This window comes from Spiroplasma poulsonii (genome assembly GCF_009866525.1).
Lineage (GTDB): Bacteria > Bacillota_I > Bacilli_A > Mycoplasmatales > Mycoplasmataceae > Spiroplasma > Spiroplasma poulsonii.
On record NZ_CM020866.1, the window covers coordinates 920,172 to 938,792 of the forward strand.

Below are 18,621 nucleotides of genomic sequence, written 5' to 3' on the forward strand. Positions count from 1 at the left end.
AGAAAAAAATGAATATATAAACCGCTATCCTTTGGATGAAGAATTAGGTTTAAAAAAATACCAAAGAAATGAACAAAATTTAATAAATAAAATTAATTCATTTTTAGGCGATGGAAAAAGATATAAAGATATTTTAGATACTGTCGAAAACGCTAATCTTAGTGAAAGAATAATAGACTTCTTGCATTACTTGTTAAAAAATTGCAAATATTTGTAAAAAAGATACTAATAGAAAAATATAATTTTAATTAATTATGTTTTTTATTTAAAAATTTAATATTTTTCCACAACGAAAAATTAATTTATTATTTAAATTATTTAATTTTAAATAAATATTTTATGTTAAATATAATAATTGTAAATTATAAATTGAGGCAATTAAATTAAATCTTAAACCAAATCTTTTTCTTCGATTACGATATTTTTCTGTAATAATTTTAAATTTTTTAAGAATAGCAAAAATATTTTCAATAATAATTCTCATTTTTGAAACTAGTCTATTATATTGCTTTTGTTCTTTGTTTAAAGGGTTTTTATTTGTTTTCTTTGTAGGTATTAGAACATTATTGTGATTTTTTTGTATTCCTTGATAACCACTATCAACTATTAATTTGGTATTTTTTAAAATTGGGATTTTTGATTCTTTAAATAAAGCATAATCATGTTTTTTTCCGAGCGAAAAACTTGTTGCAATAATTTTTTTGGTTTCTTGTTCGATAATTACTTGTGTTTTGATCGTGTGTTTTTTCTTTTTACCAGAATAAGATTGTTTTTGTCTTTTTTTGGGCGTTGGATTGGAGTTTCGGTAGCATCAATAATAATAGTTTTATCATTAAAATAATCATTTATTAGTGCTTTTTTACCAGCAAGTTGTTGAAAATCAGAGTTTTTAATTAAAATATCTTCAATTCACTTAATATTACGATAACAATTAGCCTCACTAATATCAAAACTTTTACCAAGATGAAAATAAGTCTGATATTCTCGTCAATATAATAAAGTCATCAATAATCTATTTTCTAATGATAATTTATTAGTTTTACCACCTTTTTTAAATTTTTCTATTTCAGCAACTTTTAAAATATCTAACATTTTATTAAAAGTGGATTTTTTTATTCCTGTTAATCTTAACCATTCTCTATCATTAAGAGTATTAAATTTATTATTGTTCATATTTTTATGTCCTCATAAATTATATTTTATAATAATATTTTAATAAAAAAGGGTATCGCAAGAAGTCTAATATTATTTACCGTATTAATAACATTATCTTTTCCATACTTAGTTACTAAGGACCGTAAAATAAAATAATATTTTCTTTCCATTAAAAAATCAACTCCTTTCTGAGTTGATTTGTTGCACTTCACTTACACGATGCCTAATAAGGTTTGTTGCACTTCATTTTACATAATTCCAAGCATTAAATTTATGTCTATTAAACAAACACTTACTTTATTCCACCCTTTATCGGTTAACAGATGGTTTTATTCCTAAGTTTATGGTATAATTCATTTATAAGTTAAATTAAATAGATAGGTTATCTTTATAGGGGAGGGGAGTAATCGTATGAAAAAAGATATGATAATTTTATCAGCTGAAGAGTTCTTGGACTTAGAACCTGATGAAAACATTCGCAAGGTCCGTCATGATGCAGAATATCAATTTGATTATGAAAGTTGAAAAACAGTTCTTTATTCATCGGGAAAATTAAAATTTATTCTTCGTTATGTTCAAGCAATTTTTCGTTGAATGAATGATGTAACTGATTTGTCAGGTCTAACAATTAGTATTAGTGCCATTATTGTTGATAAATTTAATTTTTCATTATTTAAAAATCAACAACATTTATTTAATTGTAGTTTATCAACTAACTTTTATTTAATTTCGGAATCAGAGTGAGCTGAAAGAATTACTGAAGCACATGCTTCAAATTATAATTTAGTTAAAAACCAATTAGTACATGATCCATTAGAAATGGATCATTGAGTTGGTGAAGAAGGTTTTGGAAAGTTCATTAATATGTTATTAATGTTGATTCGTAATTCGAAAAAAATTGATCCATTAACATTGCCAATTCAATGAATTATTGAATTTAAAGATAATAATCTAACAATGTCACGAATGAGAATGCAGATTTCATCATTACAAAATCGAACTGCACCAGAAAATGATTTCATTGTTGACCGCACTAAAGAAACTGTTGAAGAAAAAAATCTTGATCGCGAAAGTGAAGCAGCATTAGAAGGAACTAAAAAAGAAGATAGTGATGATATTGCTTCATGAAATAAATATTATAATGAAGATGCTTAATAATTAAAACAGGTTTAAGTTTATTATAACTTAAACCTGTTTTTTGTTTTTCTAGATTAGACTTCTTGCATTACTTGTTAAAAAATTGCAAATATTTGTAAAAAAGATACTAATAGAAAAATATAATTTTAATTAATTATGTTTTTTATTTAAAAATTTAATATTTTTCCACAACGAAAAATTAATTTATTATTTAAATTATTTAATTTTAAATAAATATTTTATGTTAAATATAATAATTGTAAATTGAGGCAATTAAATTAAATCTTAAACCAAATCTTTTTCTTCGATTACGATATTTTTCTGTAATAATTTTAAATTTTTTAAGAATAGCAAAAATATTTTCAATAATAATTCTCATTTTTGAAACTAGTCTATTATATTGCTTTTGTTCTTTGTTTAAAGGGTTTTTCTTTGTTTTCTTTGTAGGTATTAGAACATTATTGTGATTTTTTTGTATTCCTTGATAACCACTATCAACTATTAATTTGGTATTTTTTAAAATTGGGATTTTTGATTCTTTAAATAAAGCATAATCATGTTTTTTTCCGAGCGAAAAACTTGTTGCAATAATTTTTTTGGTTTCTTGTTCGATAATTACTTGTGTTTTGATCGTGTGTTTTTTCTTTTTACCAGAATAAGATTGTTTTTGTCTTTTTTTGGGCGTTGGATTGGAGTTTCGGTAGCATCAATAATAATAGTTTTATCATTAAAATAATCATTTATTAGTGCTTTTTTACCAGCAAGTTGTTGAAAATCAGAGTTTTTAATTAAAATATCTTCAATTCACTTAATATTACGATAACAATTAGCCTCACTAATATCAAAACTTTTACCAAGATGAAAATAAGTCTGATATTCTCGTCAATATAATAAAGTCATCAATAATCTATTTTCTAATGATAATTTATTAGTTTTACCACCTTTTTTAAATTTTTCTATTTCAGCAACTTTTAAAATATCTAACATTTTATTAAAAGTGGATTTTTTTATTCCTGTTAATCTTAACCATTCTCTATCATTAAGAGTATTAAATTTATTATTGTTCATATTTTTATGTCCTCATAAATTATATTTTATAATAATATTTTAATAAAAAAGGGTATCGCAAGAAGTCTATTTTAGTATTCCCTTTTTAAAGAAATGTGTTTTAATAAATGTGTAAATAAGATACTTTTAAATTAAGCGGTTTAATGATTAACTATTTTTAAAAATAGTCTAAAATTGTTGTAAAACTGGTACCTAAAATAATATTCGAACTCTTTTTTTAATAATTATGTCGTTATCCTATATAATGTTATAATATTAATATAATGGTTTCATACTGGAGGGATATAATGGCAGAAAAAACAATGGCTGAAATTTTAGCAACAGCTAAAAAAGCAAAAGCAGCAATTGATGGTGATCAATATGCGACTGAAGGTGAATATTTTAATCCTAGTAATTTAACATTAGAACAAAAGTTGAAATTACGAAAAGCAGCAAATAATCCAAACGATCCAAATTATCATATTTGATTGCAAATGAATCAAAAAAAGCAAACTTCTGGTTGAGTTAAAATTGATAAAAAGAAAATAAAAGATTTATCAGAAGATGATGACGATAATAATTAGTATTTTTCTTTACTAGAAAATAGTTTTTTGTATTCAAATGCTAGAATCAAAATGGTTATTAGAGAACTCTAATAGCCACTATCATCTTGTTTATATTAATGTTTTAACATCCGTTTTGTTTCGGATGTTTTTTTATATTAAACTTTTTTAAGAACCCTATGGTACTATCCATATGGCGTAAACCTTTTAATTTAAGGCGTTTTTTGGTATAATTATAAAAAATGGGACGTAATATTTTATCAATTTTTAATTATAACAAAACTAATCTTGTTAAAGGGGAATGGTTATGAAGAAAACAAAAAATATTACAATGATTACAATTTTAATTGTGAGTTTAGGGCTAGCGGTGTTGTTTGCCTGAATGTTTTGAAGTGTTTTAAAAGGCGATAATGAAATTAATTATGCTGAATATAGTAAATGTTTATTATATGCTGATCATAGTAACCAAAAAATAGATTTAACCCGCCAAAATAATAACCAATTAGTAAGTGCCACCTTTAAAAACTTTGCGCATGCAAATGGTAAAATAAGACAACTTAGTACCAATGACTGAGCTTTTATTAAACGTTGTGAAAATAATATGCTTTATCAAGCAAACCCTAAAGTTGTAGCAGCATTTAATCAAAAAAAGCATTGTCGCATTTTAAAACAATTACTGATGTTGTTAATGGTTTAACAAATAATAATATTTATCCATATCAATTAGAAAAAATGGTATTAACGTTATATTAGACTTCTTGCGATACCCTTTTTTATTAAAATATTATTATAAAATATAATTTATGAGGACATAAAAATATGAACAATAATAAATTTAATACTCTTAATGATAGAGAATGGTTAAGATTAACAGGAATAAAAAAATCCACTTTTAATAAAATGTTAGATATTTTAAAAGTTGCTGAAATAGAAAAATTTAAAAAAGGTGGTAAAACTAATAAATTATCATTAGAAAATAGATTATTGATGACTTTATTATATTGACGAGAATATCAGACTTATTTTCATCTTGGTAAAAGTTTTGATATTAGTGAGGCTAATTGTTATCGTAATATTAAGTGAATTGAAGATATTTTAATTAAAAACTCTGATTTTCAACAACTTGCTGGTAAAAAAGCACTAATAAATGATTATTTTAATGATAAAACTATTATTATTGATGCTACCGAAACTCCAATCCAACGCCCAAAAAAAGACAAAAACAATCTTATTCTGGTAAAAAGAAAAAACACACGATCAAAACACAAGTAATTATCGAACAAGAAACCAAAAAAATTATTGCAACAAGTTTTTCGCTCGGAAAAAAACATGATTATGCTTTATTTAAAGAATCAAAAATCCCAATTTTAAAAAATACCAAATTAATAGTTGATAGTGGTTATCAAGGAATACAAAAAAATCACAATAATGTTCTAATACCTACAAAGAAAACAAAGAAAAACCCTTTAAACAAAGAACAAAAGCAATATAATAGACTAGTTTCAAAAATGAGAATTATTATTGAAAATATTTTTGCTATTCTTAAAAAATTTAAAATTATTACAGAAAAATATCGTAATCGAAGAAAAAGATTTGGTTTAAGATTTAATTTAATTGCCTCAATTTATAATTTACAATTATTATATTTAACATAAAATATTTATTTAAAATTAAATAATTTAAATAATAAATTAATTTTTCGTTGTGGAAAAATATTAAATTTTTAAATAAAAAACATAATTAATTAAAATTATATTTTTCTATTAGTATCTTTTTTACAAATATTTGCAATTTTTTAACAAGTAATGCAAGAAGTCTAATCTATTTTCTAATGATAATTTATTAGTTTTACCACCTTTTTTAAATTTTTCTATTTCAGCAACTTTTAAAATATCTAACATTTTATTAAAAGTGGATTTTTTTATTCCTGTTAATCTTAACCATTCTCTATCATTAAGAGTATTAAATTTATTATTGTTCATATTTTTATGTCCTCATAAATTATATTTTATAATAATATTTTAATAAAAAATGGTATCGCAAGAAGTCTATTGTAAATGCAAGCAAGATAAAATACATATAATGGGAAAAAGAATTAAAGATGCTAAGACAATTAAATGATGATTAAACTAAATTAAGTTTTTCAAGGTTAAATTAAAATATTGTTCTAAAAAAAATAATTTTTTGTATGTTTTATCAAATAATTTGCAAATTATTTGATAAAACATATTTATTGAATTCTTTTTATATATATTTTTTTCTTTTTGTTAGAATTAAAAACATAGAATTATAGAACAATCTAATTATTGATTTTTTATAATTTTTGTTTTAAATACATTATATTGAAAAATATTTCACACGTACTATATAAATTATTTAGAAAGGAAAATAACATATATGAAAAAACTATTAAATATTTTAAGTGTAGTAACTTTAACTGGTGTAGGGACAAGCGGTGTTACCGCTTGTAAAGATAATGTTATTGATAAGAAGGATAAAAATAACGAAGAAAATAAAAATTAGGAAGAAAAGGCAGTAAAAAATTTTAATGATATTTCTTTAGCTCAAGATGAAATTGATGAAGGTTTCTGACAATACATTGCTCATCAGGTGAAAGATATTTTTAATTATGAGGAAAATGAATATTATGATATTGCAAGAAATTATATCCAACAAACACTTAACCTTAATGGGATAATGGATTCTTTATATGCCATCGTAACGCAGAAAGTAATAGAGGACCTAGATTCAGCGGGGGAATAAATTAATGGTCTTCTTCCTGGCGATAGTTATCTAAACAATGAATTAATTACGGCAAAAGCGTTTTATGTTGTTTTTGAATCATTTGAGTTATCGGGGCAATTTAAAATGTTAGTTCAAATATATGGTTAGAAATACTAATTTAAGCAAAGTAAAAAAACAAACTATTTTTTAAATAGTTTGTTTTTTATCATATAATTTAATTAATATAGCAAATGCAACTAAAACTTGCATTTGTTTTTTTGATGATGTTAAAATTGTTTGTTTTAGAATAATTAATTTGATATAAATTTGCAGAAAATTTCCAAATTTAATATAAATTACAAAATGTGCAAAGAAAATTGTAAAGTTTTATCAAAAAAATAGAATGAAGTTATAACATATTAGAAATATGTTAAGTTGATTTAATGTTTTAGTTTAATTGGTAAAAAGGTGTTTTTAACACAAAAATTTTTAAATAAATAAGAGACTTGTAATTCAAATAATGAACTAATGAAAATACAATAATTAGCAGGGAGGGGTAAAATGAATAATGTTTTATCTTTAAATACAGGAGATTATATTTTAAATTTTTTTAAAGAATTTATTGGAACTTCGGCAATCTTAATTGGATTATTTGCGCTTATTGGTTGTTTATTACAACGAAAGAAATTTACAGAAACTATTTCAGCAACAATTAAAACAATAATTGGATTTTTAATTATCGGTGGTGGTGCCGGTATTTTAGCAGGAGCAGTTGGTAAACTAGGGAACGCTTTTAATTTATTATTTAGTATTAATGGAATTATTGCTAATAATGATGTTATTCCAGGGTTATTCTTAAATGTCTTACCAAGAATTGTTTTAGCGGGATCATTAATTATGATTTGTGCAATGCTGTTAAATATCTTATTAGCTCGCATTACATTACATAAATATATTTATTTAACAGGTCATGTTTTATTTTATTTATCAGTAATGTTTGCTAGTGCTTTAAATTTAGCTGGATTAAATTTACAAGAAGATTTACCAATTATTGTTATTACGGGGTCATTATTTGTTTCATTATGAATGATTATTTCACCAGCGTTTTTAAATAAACATGTTATCAAAATTACAAAATCAAATACATTAGCAGTTGGTCATACTGGTTCATTGTCATATTTGTTTTCAGCATGAGTTGATATTTTAATTGCAAAAATAAGTAAAAAACCACTTAAATCAACAGAGGAAATTAATTTTCCAAAAGGACTAAGTTTTCTACGCAATACTAATATTGCAATTGCAATGTTCTTTTTATATTTAATTATTTACTTTACGGCCTGAGGGGTTAAAGGTTATGATGCTTTAGTTAACGCCAATGTTATTGCTAATAACCAAGATGTTTTTGTGCAAGGGTTATTACAATCATTTTTGTTTGCTGCTGGGGTTGAAGTGTTACTAATTGGAGTTAGAATGTTTATTGCTGAAATTGTTTCTTCGTTTAAAGGAATTTCTCAGAAGTTAGTCCCTAATGCCAAAGCGGCCTTGGATTGTCCAACAATGTTTCCTTATGCGCAAAATGCTGTTTTAATTGGTTTTATTGCGTCATTTATTGGTGGAATTTTTGGAATGGCAATTACAATTGGGATTGTCCATAGTATTGGTCTTCAAGATTCAAGGATTATTGGATGAGCAATTGTAATCCCAAGTATTGTTCCGCATTTTTTTGTTGGCGCAACAGCCGGGGTTTTTGGTAATGCACATGGTGGAATTTTAGGAGCTATCTTTGGTCCATTTATTAATGGGATTTTAATGAGTTTCATTCCATTTTTATTCTTTGGGTTAAGATATATGCAAACATTACCTAATGTTGATGGTAGTTTAAATGTCTTAACGTAAGGAAATAGTGATTTCTTATTGGAATTACCAATTGCTGCGTTAGGGCAACTAGTTGGGCGAAAAACGAGTTTATGATTATTACCATTAATTGCTATTATGCTTTAAATGTTATTTCCAATTATTAATTTAGTTACTTTTTTATCTCGTAAAAAATGGTAATAAAAATTTAACTTCAATAACAACAAACAAAAAAGTTTCAGCAAACAATTCAGAAAGTTTATTATCGATAAATAAAACAGTTAACTTACAGCAACGCAATAAACTTGTTGCTGTTTGTTGGTAAGGTTTAGGATCGTCCCTGATAATTGAAATGAATATTAAAAATGTTATTGAAGAATTAAAATTAGAAAATATCGAAGTTAGTCACACGAATATTAATGCGTTTGATCCAAATGATCAGAACATTCTGGCTGTTATTTGTGGTTCGGATTTAGTTAATTCGATTTCTTATCAAGATAAAATTGTTTTAGATAATTTATTAGATGATAATGAATTAAAAACTAAGTTAATTGAATTTTTAAAAGCTTATGAATAAGAAGTTTTTATTAACCCCATCAATTTATTGTGCCGATACCACTAATTTTTATACAGAAATTAAAAAATTACAAACAATAGGTATTAATTGAATTCATTTTGATGTTATGGATGGTGTTTTTGTTCAAAACTATGGTTTAGGTCCAAAACAACTTAATGATATTAAAAAACATTATCCAAATTTAACAATTGATGTTCATATAATGGGGATTAATTTATTCAACAAACTCCCATTATTTGTTCAAGCTGATTATATTACTTTTCATTGAGCAAGTGTTAAAGATTACCAAGAAGCTAATGAATTAATTACAATAATTAAACAACAACACTGCAAAGTGGGGATTGCGTTAGATTTACTAAATGATATTTTTGAAATTAGTGATCTTTTGCCAAGAATTGATTTAATTACCATTATGGCAATTAAACCGGGCTTTGTTGGTCAAAGTTTTGAACCAATCGTATGACAAAAAATTAAGAAGATTAAAATCCTAAAACAGTAGCAGCCACATTTATTATTTCAAATCGATGGGGGAGTACGCTGAAATAATATTCAGCAATTAATTACAAATGCGGTTGATTTAATTGTTGTTGGGTCTTTATTATTTGGAGAACAAGAATATCAAAATGTTATTGATAAAATTAATAAATTAAAAATTTTGTAAAATAGGATTAACATTAATCCTATTTTTTTAAAATAATATTAAATTCACTAACAGTTGTAAAGTAATAATATTTTCGTAAATTATTATATCAAAAGACAAACCTTATTAATCTATTTGTTATGGAAATAAAATTATTTTATTATTTTAAAACTAATAATATTTGTTTTGCAATTTAATTAAGAAAAAGAAAGGAAATAAAAAATGCGCAAAATATTAGTAATATTAGGAACTCTTGCAATGTCAGGTTCTACAATTTTACCTAGCATTGTTACTAATCTTACTTTAAAACAAAATAAATTAGCAATAAATCAATTAGCAATAAATAAAAATCCATCATCAGAAATACCTTCATTGCTTGGCAAAGTCAAATATTTGTCAGATTTGAAAATAAGACTAAATTTTGATCGTGAAAATATTCTATATTTTAAGGATCGCCTTGGGAATGTTTTCTATGAAGAAGGGAATAGTATTTATAACTTGAAACGTGATTGATTATCTTGACCAAAAAAACTTGATCAAATTAGATCAAAAGTAAACATAATAAAAGCAGATAGTGACGACAATGTTTACTTTGGAACAGAAAATGGGATATATAAACTAAGTGCTATTTTTAAAACAATAACTAAAATTAAAGAAATAACGCAATCGGTTAAGTCCCTTGCATTTGATAAAAGTGATAACATTTATATTGGAACAGAACAAAATGTGTATTATTTTAATCAAATAACAAAAACAATGACAAATCTTTTTGAAGGTTGAGTTGATACGATATCAGTTGATAAAAATGATAATTTGTATATTGCTGCTAAAAACGGCGTTTATAAATTAGCCGCTAGAGCAATGAATATTGTGGAATTGCCATATCCTAGTTATTATAACGAAAATGAATTATCATTAAATTTTTCTAATAATAAGGCTTTTAATGAAAATTGAACTTCGGAATATTCAAGATTACTTAATTATCCTGCTGGTATATATCAGTCTTATAAAAATAAAAAAATAACATTAAAAGTATTATATACTTTTAATCTTGGAACAATTAATCCATTAAATTATGAAAAACTTGAACTTATAGGAAATAATTCTGAATTTTATTCAAAAATAAGTTGAGGGAATGATCCATTTAAGGGGAAAAATCCAAATGAATTTAATGGTTCATTATTAAAAGAAAAAATTTTAAATAAAAATTTATCTTCTAATAATTTTATTGTTTTGAACAATAACAATTTAAAAAAATGTTTTGAAATTCAAAATTTTAATCTTAATTATACATTATGAGGAAATAAAATTTGAGGAAAACAATTTATTATTTTAAGTTATTATTTTGAAAATGGGAATTATTATTTGCAATTTTCAGTTGTATATAATGTCTTAACAAAAGGAATGTACCGTGGCGGCGGTGGAATCTGAATGGGCTTTGGCCATGGCCTTAGATTATATAATGATTAAAAAGGAGGAAAGATAGAAACAATTATTGAATGTTATTACATAATATGAATTTAATAAAGTTAATATTGCTTTTCGTCGAAGGACTTGAAATTTCACAAGAAAATTCAGGATAATTTTACGATAGAATATTTAATTTAATAAATATTATAACTTAAAAGTATAAGAATTATAAATTAATTCTTATACTTTTAATATTGCAAAATCTGGATTTGGAATAAGTTTATAGGTCCCCAAACTTTTATGCTAACTTTGCTTTTAATTAATTTACTTTTTTTAAAAAATAGGTATAATTTTAATTGAAAGAAATTATTGATAAAAATAATTGCTCAGAGAAATAGTGATCGGTGGAAACTATTACCCTTTTAAACAGTGTTGACAACTTCATTATAAAAATTTAATAGATTTTGACAAAATAAAGCGCATTAACTAAAAGATAATGAAATAGGATGGCACCGCGATTTTTCGTTCCTAAGAAATCTTTTAGTTTTTTTTAGAGAGGAAAGAAAGTTATGAATATTCAAAAACCACGGGGAACCGAAGACATCTATTATGAAAAAGCTAGTGAATTAAGTGCATTAGAATTAATTTTACGAGATATTGTGATGCAGTATAATTACCATGAAATTAGAACACCAATCTTTGAAGCAAAAGATTTATTTGTTCGTGCTGTTGGCAATGAAACTGATATTGTGACTAAAGAAATGTTTGAATTATTAGATAAAAAAGAACGTGAATTTGTGTTGCGCCCAGAAGCAACCGTGCCTGTGATTCGTAGTATTTTAGAAGATAAATTATATGGGAAATATGAATTACCATTAAAATTATTTTATCTTGGGAGTATGTTTCGTTATGAACGACCACAACATGGGCGATTACGACAATTTAATCAGTTTGGTGTTGAAGTTGTTGGGGTAAAAAATTACTTATTAGATGTTGAAGTAATCTTACTTGGTTATAATCTTTTAAAAGCGCTTGGTTTATCAAATCTTACTTTAAAATTAAATTACTTAGCAGTTGGGGCAGAACGGACAAAATACATTGCAGTTTTAAAAACGTTTTTAAAAACACAAGATTTATGTGCTGATTGTGCTATTCGGGTGAAAAAAAATCCATTGCGAGTATTAGATTGTAAAATTGATAATAAAAAATTTGATCAAGCTCCCAAAATTTATGATTATTTAACAGAAAGTGATCAAACCGAATTTAATAATTTACAAAATATTTTAACAAAATTAGCAATTCCATTTGTATTAGATCATAAATTAGTCCGCGGGTTAGATTATTATACGTCACTTGTCTTTGAAGTTGTTGTTGATAAACAAGAACGAGAATTAACGTTATTAGGCGGGGGGCGATATGACCAATTAGTAAATAGTTTTGAACCTAGTTTAGATTATCCAGCAGTTGGTTTTGCGCTAGGATTAGAACGATTATTATTAACGTTAACAGAAAATGAAATTAAGTTAGCAGATGAACCTTATTTAGATGTTTATTTAATTTGTTTATCTGATCATGCCCGTTATTTTGCATCATCATTGTTATTACTATTACGCGGAAGTGGTTTTCGTGCTGATTGTGATTATTTATCACGTAGTGTTAAAGCACAGTTTAAATCATTAGAACGGTTAAAAGCAAAGAATGCAATTATTATTGGTGATGAAGAATTGAAAAAGAATGTTGTTAAAATTAAAAACCAAACAACTGGTAAAGAGCAAGAAGTTAAGTTTGAAAAAATTATTACATTTTTAAGTAAGGAGAATAAATAATGAAGAGAACACACACCTGTGGGGAATTAACATTAAAGAATGTTCAAACAAAAGTTGTTTTAGAAGGATGAGTGGCAAAAAATCGCCGTATGGGAGGCATTATTTTTTTAGATTTACGTGATTGGGAAGGTATTACTCAAATTGTGGTTGAACCGAAACATCCTCAGTATGAGATGATAAACAGTATTCGTAATGAATTTGTTATTCGTGTTGAAGGAGTTGTTGTTGAACGAAAAAATAAGAACTCAGAGTTAAAAACAGGTGAAATTGAAATTAGTGTAACAACAGTAACAATTTTATCAAAAGCACAAACGACCCCTTTAATTATTAATGATGTTACTGATGCTTTAGAAGATGTCCGAATGAAATATCGTTACTTAGATTTACGCCGCCCAGTAATGCAACAAAAAATTATGTTACGAAATCATTTAATCAATATAATTCGCCAGTTTTTACAAGAACAAAAATTTATTGATATTGAAACACCAATTTTAAATAAATCAACCCCAGAAGGAGCGCGTGATTTTTTAGTGCCATCACGACAAAGTTTACATAATTTTTATGCCTTACCACAATCACCACAGTTATTTAAACAATTGTTAATGTTAGCTGGCTTTGATAAGTACTTTCAAATTGCAAAATGCTTTCGTGATGAAGACTTACGAAGTGATCGCCAACCAGAATTTACCCAATTAGATTTGGAAATGAGTTTTGTTGAACGAGAAGATATTTTTGTGTTAGTTGAAGCATTATTTAAAGTTGTGATGGCTGAAGTAATGAACGTTAAAATTAAAACGCCATTTATGCAAATGAATTATGATTATGTAATTGAAAAATATGGAACAGATAAACCAGATATGCGTTATGATTTACAATTGTTTGATGCAACAACTATTTTTGCTCAAACAACTTTTAGTATTTTTGCTAATGCCTTACAAAATAATCTTAGTTTAAAAGGGATTTTTATTCCACATTTAGTAACAAAAAAACAAGTAGAAGAATTAACTCGCATTGCGCAACAGAATAAAGCAAAAGGATTAGCATGAGTTAAACAAGAAAATAATGTATGAGAAGGGTCAATTGCAAAATTTATTAGTGATGCTGAAAAAACAGCATTATTAAAAATTAGTAATAATCAAACGGGAACGTTCTTTTTTGTTAGTGATGAAAAGAGTGTTACTTGCCAAGCATTAGGAGCGGTTCGGGTTGAATTGGCAAAGATGTTTGCTTTAATTCCACCGAATGAATATCATTTCTTATGAATTGTTAATTGGCCATTGTATGAATGATCGGATGAAACAAATCGTTATGAAGCAGCTCATCACCCTTTTACAGCACCAACAACAGAATATTTAAATAATTTTGAACAAAATTTAGCAACTGCCCGTGCTAATGCTTATGATTTAGTCTTAAATGGTTATGAAATTGGTGGGGGAAGTATTCGAATTCATCAAAGTGAGATTCAACAAAAAATGTTTCAATCATTACAATTAAGTGCTAAAGAAATTGAAAGTAAATTTGGATGATTCTTAAATGCTTTTAATTATGGCGTACCACCACATGGGGGGATTGCCTTTGGTCTTGATCGATTAGCAATGATTTTAACAAATAGTGATTCAATTCGTGATGTAATTGCTTTTCCGAAGAATGCTTCGGGAAGTGATCCAATGACAGAAGCACCAAGTTCAGTTGATTCAAAACAATTAGATGAATTAGGAATTAAGTTAAAATAGAAAGATTTAAAATAAAGAAGGAATTAAAATGTCAACGTATGAGGAAATGTTGTTAATAACAAATAACAGCATATATCAGTTTGCACCAAATGTGATAGCTAAACTTGGTAATTTAACAAAGAATAGTTATCGTAAAAAAATTAAGTTTAAAGAAGAACTTTATTTTTTTGAGTATTTTGACCAAAAGATTATTTTTTATAAAATGAATGACTTAACAATAACAAAAATTAAGCAAATTTCATTGCCACAAGCATTAATAATAAAGTGTGTTAATTTTTCACAATCAACAACAGAAGAACTTTTGGTATATTATTTGTATCAAAAAAAAGACCAAGTAGGAATTTATTTATCTTATTATAATTTATCGACAAATCAACAAACCGTTATTTTTGATGAGAAATTACAACTTAATGAAATTTTTGCTAGTTGCTCATTATTTGAAAGTGAATATTTAGTGGTTACTTTTCCAGAAGATAATACTAAAAAATTAATTCGGTTCCATAATTACCAATGAGATATTATTGCTTCGTTTCGAGATGATGAAACTAAAAATGTGCTAATGATGGTTATTAATAACTATTTATATATTGCAATTGATTTGGTTTTATATCGGATGACAAACTCTTTAAAACCAACATTAGTTGTTGAAACGCTTTTTGAAAAGCAGAGCATTATCGGTTTAACGGCTAGTCCGACATGGGATAATAACCGTTATTTTTATTTACTTTTAAATGATGGTAGTTTATATCGTAATAATATTTTAACTAATGATTTAACATTAATAACAAAGCTTACTATTAATAATAATGTTGTTTTAACTGTTCAGTTAATTACCTTTTGGAAGAGCAATCTTCTTATTGCTGGCCAACAAACACAAGGTGATTTAAAAACTGATATTTTATTTTTTATTACACAAAATAAAAATATTACTATTCAAAAATTAGAAACTAACCTTAATATTACCGAAATATGAGGATAATGTTCTATTTTTTTGTCTTTTGAGATGAAATATGAAGATAATATTTAACTAATATCTTAAAATATGTTAAAATATTATAGGAATTATAGGGTAATTAATAGAATATAAAAGGAGGAGTTTCAAATGCCGTGATGAGCAGGACTTATTATAGGAATTGGTTGTTTAGTTATTGGTGGGGTATTAGGATTTTTAATTACAAAAAAAATTGTACAAAAACAATTACGTGATAATCCTCCAATTACTGAAAAACAAATTCGGGCAATGTATATGCAAATGGGAAGAAAACCTTCTGAAGCAGACATTAAAAAAGTAATGAATTCAATGAAACGAGCTAAATAATTTTGTTGAAGAACTTTATTAATTTTTTGCAAATGTAATCTTAAACATCAATTAATAAAACAAATCTTTGTAATAAGAGATTATAAATTTTATTAATTGATGTTTTTTAATTTTGCAAAAGTTATTGTAAAAATTATTTTCATAATAAAAGATATATAATAGTTGTAATAGTTGATGGTTAGGGATTAAACAAAACAACAGGAGAGAAAGAAATAGTTATGAAAAAAATTTTAAGTTTAGTAAGTGTATTAATAATTAGTGAGACAAGTATGCCAACGTTTATTACCGTTAGCAAATATGAAAAACAAAATAATGGTACTAATACAAAAAATTATACTATTAATGGTAATGATGAACGTATTAAAACTGATGAAGAGGATAATTTTAGTTATTTTGAGCTTTTGTTAAAACCAGAAACTTTTGAAAATTTAGCACACATTTATTATTCAAATAAGAACGATAAACGGTTATTTAGTAACGCTTTTCTAGAATTTGCTAAAAAAAATATAACCGGAATATATGGGAATTCGCCTGACTATGCTCTTGGGGAAGCTATATGAGATCATTGAAATGAAATTATTGAGGTATATAAGAACAGTTCTAAAGACAAAAGAATAAAAATTAATTATAGATTATATACTTCTGTGATTTCTATGAATATTGATCATTTTAATGCTTCCATTGCCCCTAATGACACAATATTATATCCAAATTCATATGTTAAAAAATTAAATGATGATTTTAAAAGTGATTTAATAAAGTGAGAAAAAGTTGGTCTAGGAATCATTGAAGATAACAATAATAATTATATTTTTGATAGAATTAAAGTTCAATATCCTAATTTAAATATTAATGATATTGAAATTATAAAAAAAGAAGAACTTTTGAGTTTTAGTGAAGGTTTTTTATTAAAATTAAAAATAAAAGATAATTCTAAAATTTATTCAATAGGAAATATAAAAAATGATTTTATTTTTAATACTAAAGTTAATTTGAAAAAAATCAATGATATTCTTGTTAATGATCCAAAAGTACAATTATGATTATATAATTTAAAAGATTGAAAAAAGAGAATAAAACGTGAAATTATAGAAGATGTTCATAAACTTTCTGAGTCTCAAAAGAATATATGAAGAGATAACGTTGCAGAACAAATGAAAAGCTATATTAGAGATTGAGGCTATATTTTAAATCTAATAGAAATTGATTTAAAAATAGAAAAATTAAATAATTCAATAAATAATTTAAAAAAAGATATTGACAATCTTAAACGAGAAATTAATAGAATAAATAAAAAGATTGATTCAATTTTAAACCCTTCTGATAAATACTATAGTACTACAATGGAATGGCAAGGGTTTTTTGGACAAATTTTATGTAGAGTAAAGATTTTTATATTCAATTGGTGTTAAATAATTTAATTTGCTGTGAATTCGTACATTATTGTATCAATTAACATAGTCAAATAATTCTAATTTAAATTGTTCAATATTTTTAAATTTTCTGTTTTTAATTAATTCTGTTTTTAAAATTTTATAGGTTGATTCAGAAACAGCATTATCATAAGGACAGCCTGGTTTACTATAAGATTTTGCAACATTGTTTTTAGCTAAAAGATTGTAAATGATATTGTTATTAAATTCGCTTCCTTGATCAGTATGAAATATTTTAATATTATCTAAAGAAAAACTAAGCTTTTTAAAAGTATTTTCAACTAATTTGGCATCTTTATGAGAACTAACATCATAACCAATAACTTCACGATTAAATAAATCAATTAGAAAGCACACATAATATCATTTGCTATTGATAGCAACTTGTGTTAAATCACTGACAACAACTTCATGTAGTTTATAATTATTAAATTCTTGATTTAACAAATTATGATATTTGTATATAGCGTTTTTGTTACTTTGATGTTTATATTTAAGTTTTGTATAATTGGAAATTAAGTTATATCTTTGCATTATTTTACTAATTTTTATTCGTGATAATAAAATATTTTGTTGTGCTAACATAACTTTAATTTTTCTTGTGCCATAATTTTTACGACTTTTTAAGAAAATACTGATAACAGCATTATCAATAGTATGGTTTGATTTAGGATTATTTGATTTCAATTGATAATAAAACGTTGATCTAGGAACTTTTAGTGTTTTGCATAAATTAGTAATTGCATATTTTTCTTTGTTGTTTTTAATAATTACTATTTTTTGCCTATTATCAGTGTGGCTTGCTTTAAAATATCATTTTCCATTCGTAATTGTTTAATTTCTTTTCTTAGATGAATTAGTTCATTTTCTTCTGGGCTTCGATTATCTTTTGCTTTAAATGAACCAGAATTATTGAATTCATAAATTCATTTTCAAACTGTTGATTTACCGACCTGATAGTCACTGGACAATTGTTTTGCTGTTTTACCTGTTTTATAAAGACTAACAATTTGTTGTTTAAATTCATCGGTATAATGATTCTTTGCCATAATTACACCTCCATTTATTAATTTAATTATAATCCTTACTCCACATTATTGTTGTCCAATTTATCTTAACCCATCCACAACAAAAGTTGCTAGTCAAATAACTAAATATATTCCTCATTTTGGGGAAATTTTAAGTGAAGTATTTGGAGTAATGT

At 25.1% G+C, this 18,621-nt stretch carries 22 protein-coding genes and 1 pseudogene; 15 read left to right on the forward strand and 8 right to left on the reverse strand.

All coding sequences use genetic code 4. The features are described from left to right. The first annotated feature begins 31 nt into the window (after positions 1 to 31). Positions 32 to 217, forward strand: coding sequence for a hypothetical protein (locus MSROBK_RS05170; protein ID WP_105628934.1), 186 nt, complete (start codon positions 32 to 34; stop codon positions 215 to 217). 120 nt (positions 218 to 337) lie between these two features. Here MSROBK_RS05170 and MSROBK_RS13470 read toward each other — a convergent pair whose 3' ends face one another. The 3 genes from MSROBK_RS13470 to MSROBK_RS12130 are packed head-to-tail and all read right to left on the reverse strand — an operon-like array spanning position 338 to position 1,325. Further along, complete coding sequence (locus tag MSROBK_RS13470) at positions 338 to 736, reverse strand: transposase family protein (RefSeq protein WP_416375438.1); 399 nt, start codon at positions 734 to 736, stop codon at positions 338 to 340. Next, entirely contained in the window at positions 721 to 1,173 is a 453-nt protein-coding gene (locus tag MSROBK_RS13475; RefSeq protein WP_040092446.1) for an IS5 family transposase, read from the reverse strand. Before MSROBK_RS13475 ends, MSROBK_RS13470 begins: the two co-directional genes overlap by 16 nt. A 26-nt stretch (positions 1,174 to 1,199) precedes the next feature. Continuing rightward, a complete protein-coding gene (locus MSROBK_RS12130; RefSeq protein ID WP_258267068.1) occupies positions 1,200 to 1,325 on the reverse strand; it encodes a hypothetical protein in 126 nt (41 codons plus the stop codon). 241 nt (positions 1,326 to 1,566) lie between these two features. Between MSROBK_RS12130 and MSROBK_RS05180 the strand changes: the two genes are divergently transcribed. Continuing rightward, entirely contained in the window at positions 1,567 to 2,310 is a 744-nt protein-coding gene (locus tag MSROBK_RS05180) for a hypothetical protein (RefSeq protein WP_040093496.1), read from the forward strand. Positions 2,311 to 2,536: 226 nt separating this feature from the next. On the opposite strand, the gene MSROBK_RS13480 is transcribed toward MSROBK_RS05180, so the two are convergent. Both MSROBK_RS13480 and MSROBK_RS13485 read right to left on the reverse strand, forming a co-directional pair. Continuing rightward, positions 2,537 to 2,923, reverse strand: a complete 387-nt coding sequence (locus MSROBK_RS13480) for a transposase family protein (RefSeq protein ID WP_416375039.1) — start codon at positions 2,921 to 2,923, stop codon at positions 2,537 to 2,539. Next, positions 2,908 to 3,360, reverse strand: coding sequence for an IS5 family transposase (locus tag MSROBK_RS13485; RefSeq protein ID WP_040092446.1), 453 nt, complete (start codon positions 3,358 to 3,360; stop codon positions 2,908 to 2,910). Before MSROBK_RS13485 ends, MSROBK_RS13480 begins: the two co-directional genes overlap by 16 nt. 287 nt (positions 3,361 to 3,647) lie before the next feature. Between MSROBK_RS13485 and MSROBK_RS05190 the strand changes: the two genes are divergently transcribed. The 4 genes from MSROBK_RS05190 to MSROBK_RS13495 all read left to right on the forward strand — a co-directional run bounded on the left by MSROBK_RS05190 (position 3,648) and on the right by MSROBK_RS13495 (position 5,557). Next, the gene (locus MSROBK_RS05190) at positions 3,648 to 3,923 is read left to right on the forward strand and encodes a hypothetical protein (protein ID WP_040093500.1); all 276 of its coding nucleotides are present in this window, start codon (positions 3,648 to 3,650) and stop codon (positions 3,921 to 3,923) included. Between the two features lie 286 nt (positions 3,924 to 4,209). Further along, positions 4,210 to 4,599, forward strand: a complete 390-nt coding sequence (locus MSROBK_RS05195; protein ID WP_052443421.1) for a hypothetical protein — start codon at positions 4,210 to 4,212, stop codon at positions 4,597 to 4,599. A gap of 122 nt (positions 4,600 to 4,721) precedes the next feature. Further along, positions 4,722 to 5,174, forward strand: a complete 453-nt coding sequence (locus MSROBK_RS13490; RefSeq protein ID WP_040092446.1) for an IS5 family transposase — start codon at positions 4,722 to 4,724, stop codon at positions 5,172 to 5,174. Next, a complete protein-coding gene (locus tag MSROBK_RS13495) occupies positions 5,159 to 5,557 on the forward strand; it encodes a transposase family protein (RefSeq protein ID WP_242441474.1) in 399 nt (132 codons plus the stop codon). The genes MSROBK_RS13490 and MSROBK_RS13495 overlap by 16 nt, the downstream gene beginning before the upstream one ends. A gap of 120 nt (positions 5,558 to 5,677) precedes the next feature. Here MSROBK_RS13495 and MSROBK_RS05205 read toward each other — a convergent pair whose 3' ends face one another. Continuing rightward, the gene (locus MSROBK_RS05205) at positions 5,678 to 5,884 is read right to left on the reverse strand and encodes a hypothetical protein (RefSeq protein WP_040093501.1); all 207 of its coding nucleotides are present in this window, start codon (positions 5,882 to 5,884) and stop codon (positions 5,678 to 5,680) included. Between the two features lie 415 nt (positions 5,885 to 6,299). Here MSROBK_RS05205 and MSROBK_RS05210 point away from each other — a divergent pair, with 415 nt between their 5' ends. The 9 genes and pseudogenes from MSROBK_RS05210 (at position 6,300) to MSROBK_RS05255 (ending at position 17,396) form a co-directional block, all read left to right on the forward strand. Continuing rightward, positions 6,300 to 6,425, forward strand: a complete 126-nt coding sequence (locus MSROBK_RS05210; protein WP_157944235.1) for a lipoprotein — start codon at positions 6,300 to 6,302, stop codon at positions 6,423 to 6,425. Positions 6,426 to 7,187: 762 nt separating this feature from the next. Continuing rightward, positions 7,188 to 9,057 (forward strand): annotated as a pseudogene (ulaA, locus tag MSROBK_RS05215) (PTS ascorbate transporter subunit IIC). After that, a complete protein-coding gene (locus tag MSROBK_RS05225) occupies positions 9,050 to 9,556 on the forward strand; it encodes a ribulose-phosphate 3-epimerase (RefSeq protein WP_227991468.1) in 507 nt (168 codons plus the stop codon). The pseudogene ulaA and the gene MSROBK_RS05225 overlap by 8 nt, the downstream one beginning before the upstream one ends. A gap of 363 nt (positions 9,557 to 9,919) precedes the next feature. After that, positions 9,920 to 11,167 (forward strand): ligand-binding sensor domain-containing protein, encoded by a 1,248-nt coding sequence (locus MSROBK_RS05230; RefSeq protein ID WP_040093502.1) that lies wholly within the window; start codon positions 9,920 to 9,922, stop codon positions 11,165 to 11,167. Between the two features lie 509 nt (positions 11,168 to 11,676). Next, positions 11,677 to 12,933, forward strand: coding sequence for a histidine--tRNA ligase (gene hisS, locus MSROBK_RS05235; RefSeq protein WP_040093504.1), 1,257 nt, complete (start codon positions 11,677 to 11,679; stop codon positions 12,931 to 12,933). Then, the gene (aspS, locus tag MSROBK_RS05240; protein ID WP_040093505.1) at positions 12,933 to 14,666 is read left to right on the forward strand and encodes an aspartate--tRNA ligase; all 1,734 of its coding nucleotides are present in this window, start codon (positions 12,933 to 12,935) and stop codon (positions 14,664 to 14,666) included. The genes hisS and aspS overlap by 1 nt, the downstream gene beginning before the upstream one ends. Positions 14,667 to 14,694: 28 nt before the next feature. Then, a complete protein-coding gene (locus MSROBK_RS05245; protein ID WP_040093507.1) occupies positions 14,695 to 15,645 on the forward strand; it encodes a hypothetical protein in 951 nt (316 codons plus the stop codon). Between the two features lie 123 nt (positions 15,646 to 15,768). Continuing rightward, on the forward strand, positions 15,769 to 15,984 hold the full coding sequence (locus MSROBK_RS05250) for a YneF family protein (RefSeq protein WP_004028146.1): 216 nt from the start codon (positions 15,769 to 15,771) through the stop codon (positions 15,982 to 15,984). 218 nt (positions 15,985 to 16,202) lie between these two features. Beyond that, a complete protein-coding gene (locus MSROBK_RS05255) occupies positions 16,203 to 17,396 on the forward strand; it encodes a hypothetical protein (RefSeq protein ID WP_040093509.1) in 1,194 nt (397 codons plus the stop codon). On the opposite strand, the gene MSROBK_RS05260 is transcribed toward MSROBK_RS05255, so the two are convergent. Together MSROBK_RS05260 and MSROBK_RS05265 are read right to left on the reverse strand one after the other, a co-directional pair. Further along, positions 17,358 to 18,248 (reverse strand): IS3 family transposase, encoded by an 891-nt coding sequence (locus tag MSROBK_RS05260; RefSeq protein ID WP_206780832.1) that lies wholly within the window; start codon positions 18,246 to 18,248, stop codon positions 17,358 to 17,360. The genes MSROBK_RS05255 and MSROBK_RS05260 overlap by 39 nt on opposite strands. After that, entirely contained in the window at positions 18,191 to 18,466 is a 276-nt protein-coding gene (locus MSROBK_RS05265) for an IS3 family transposase (protein WP_040092565.1), read from the reverse strand. Before MSROBK_RS05265 ends, MSROBK_RS05260 begins: the two co-directional genes overlap by 58 nt. Between the last annotated feature and the right edge of the window lie 155 nt (positions 18,467 to 18,621).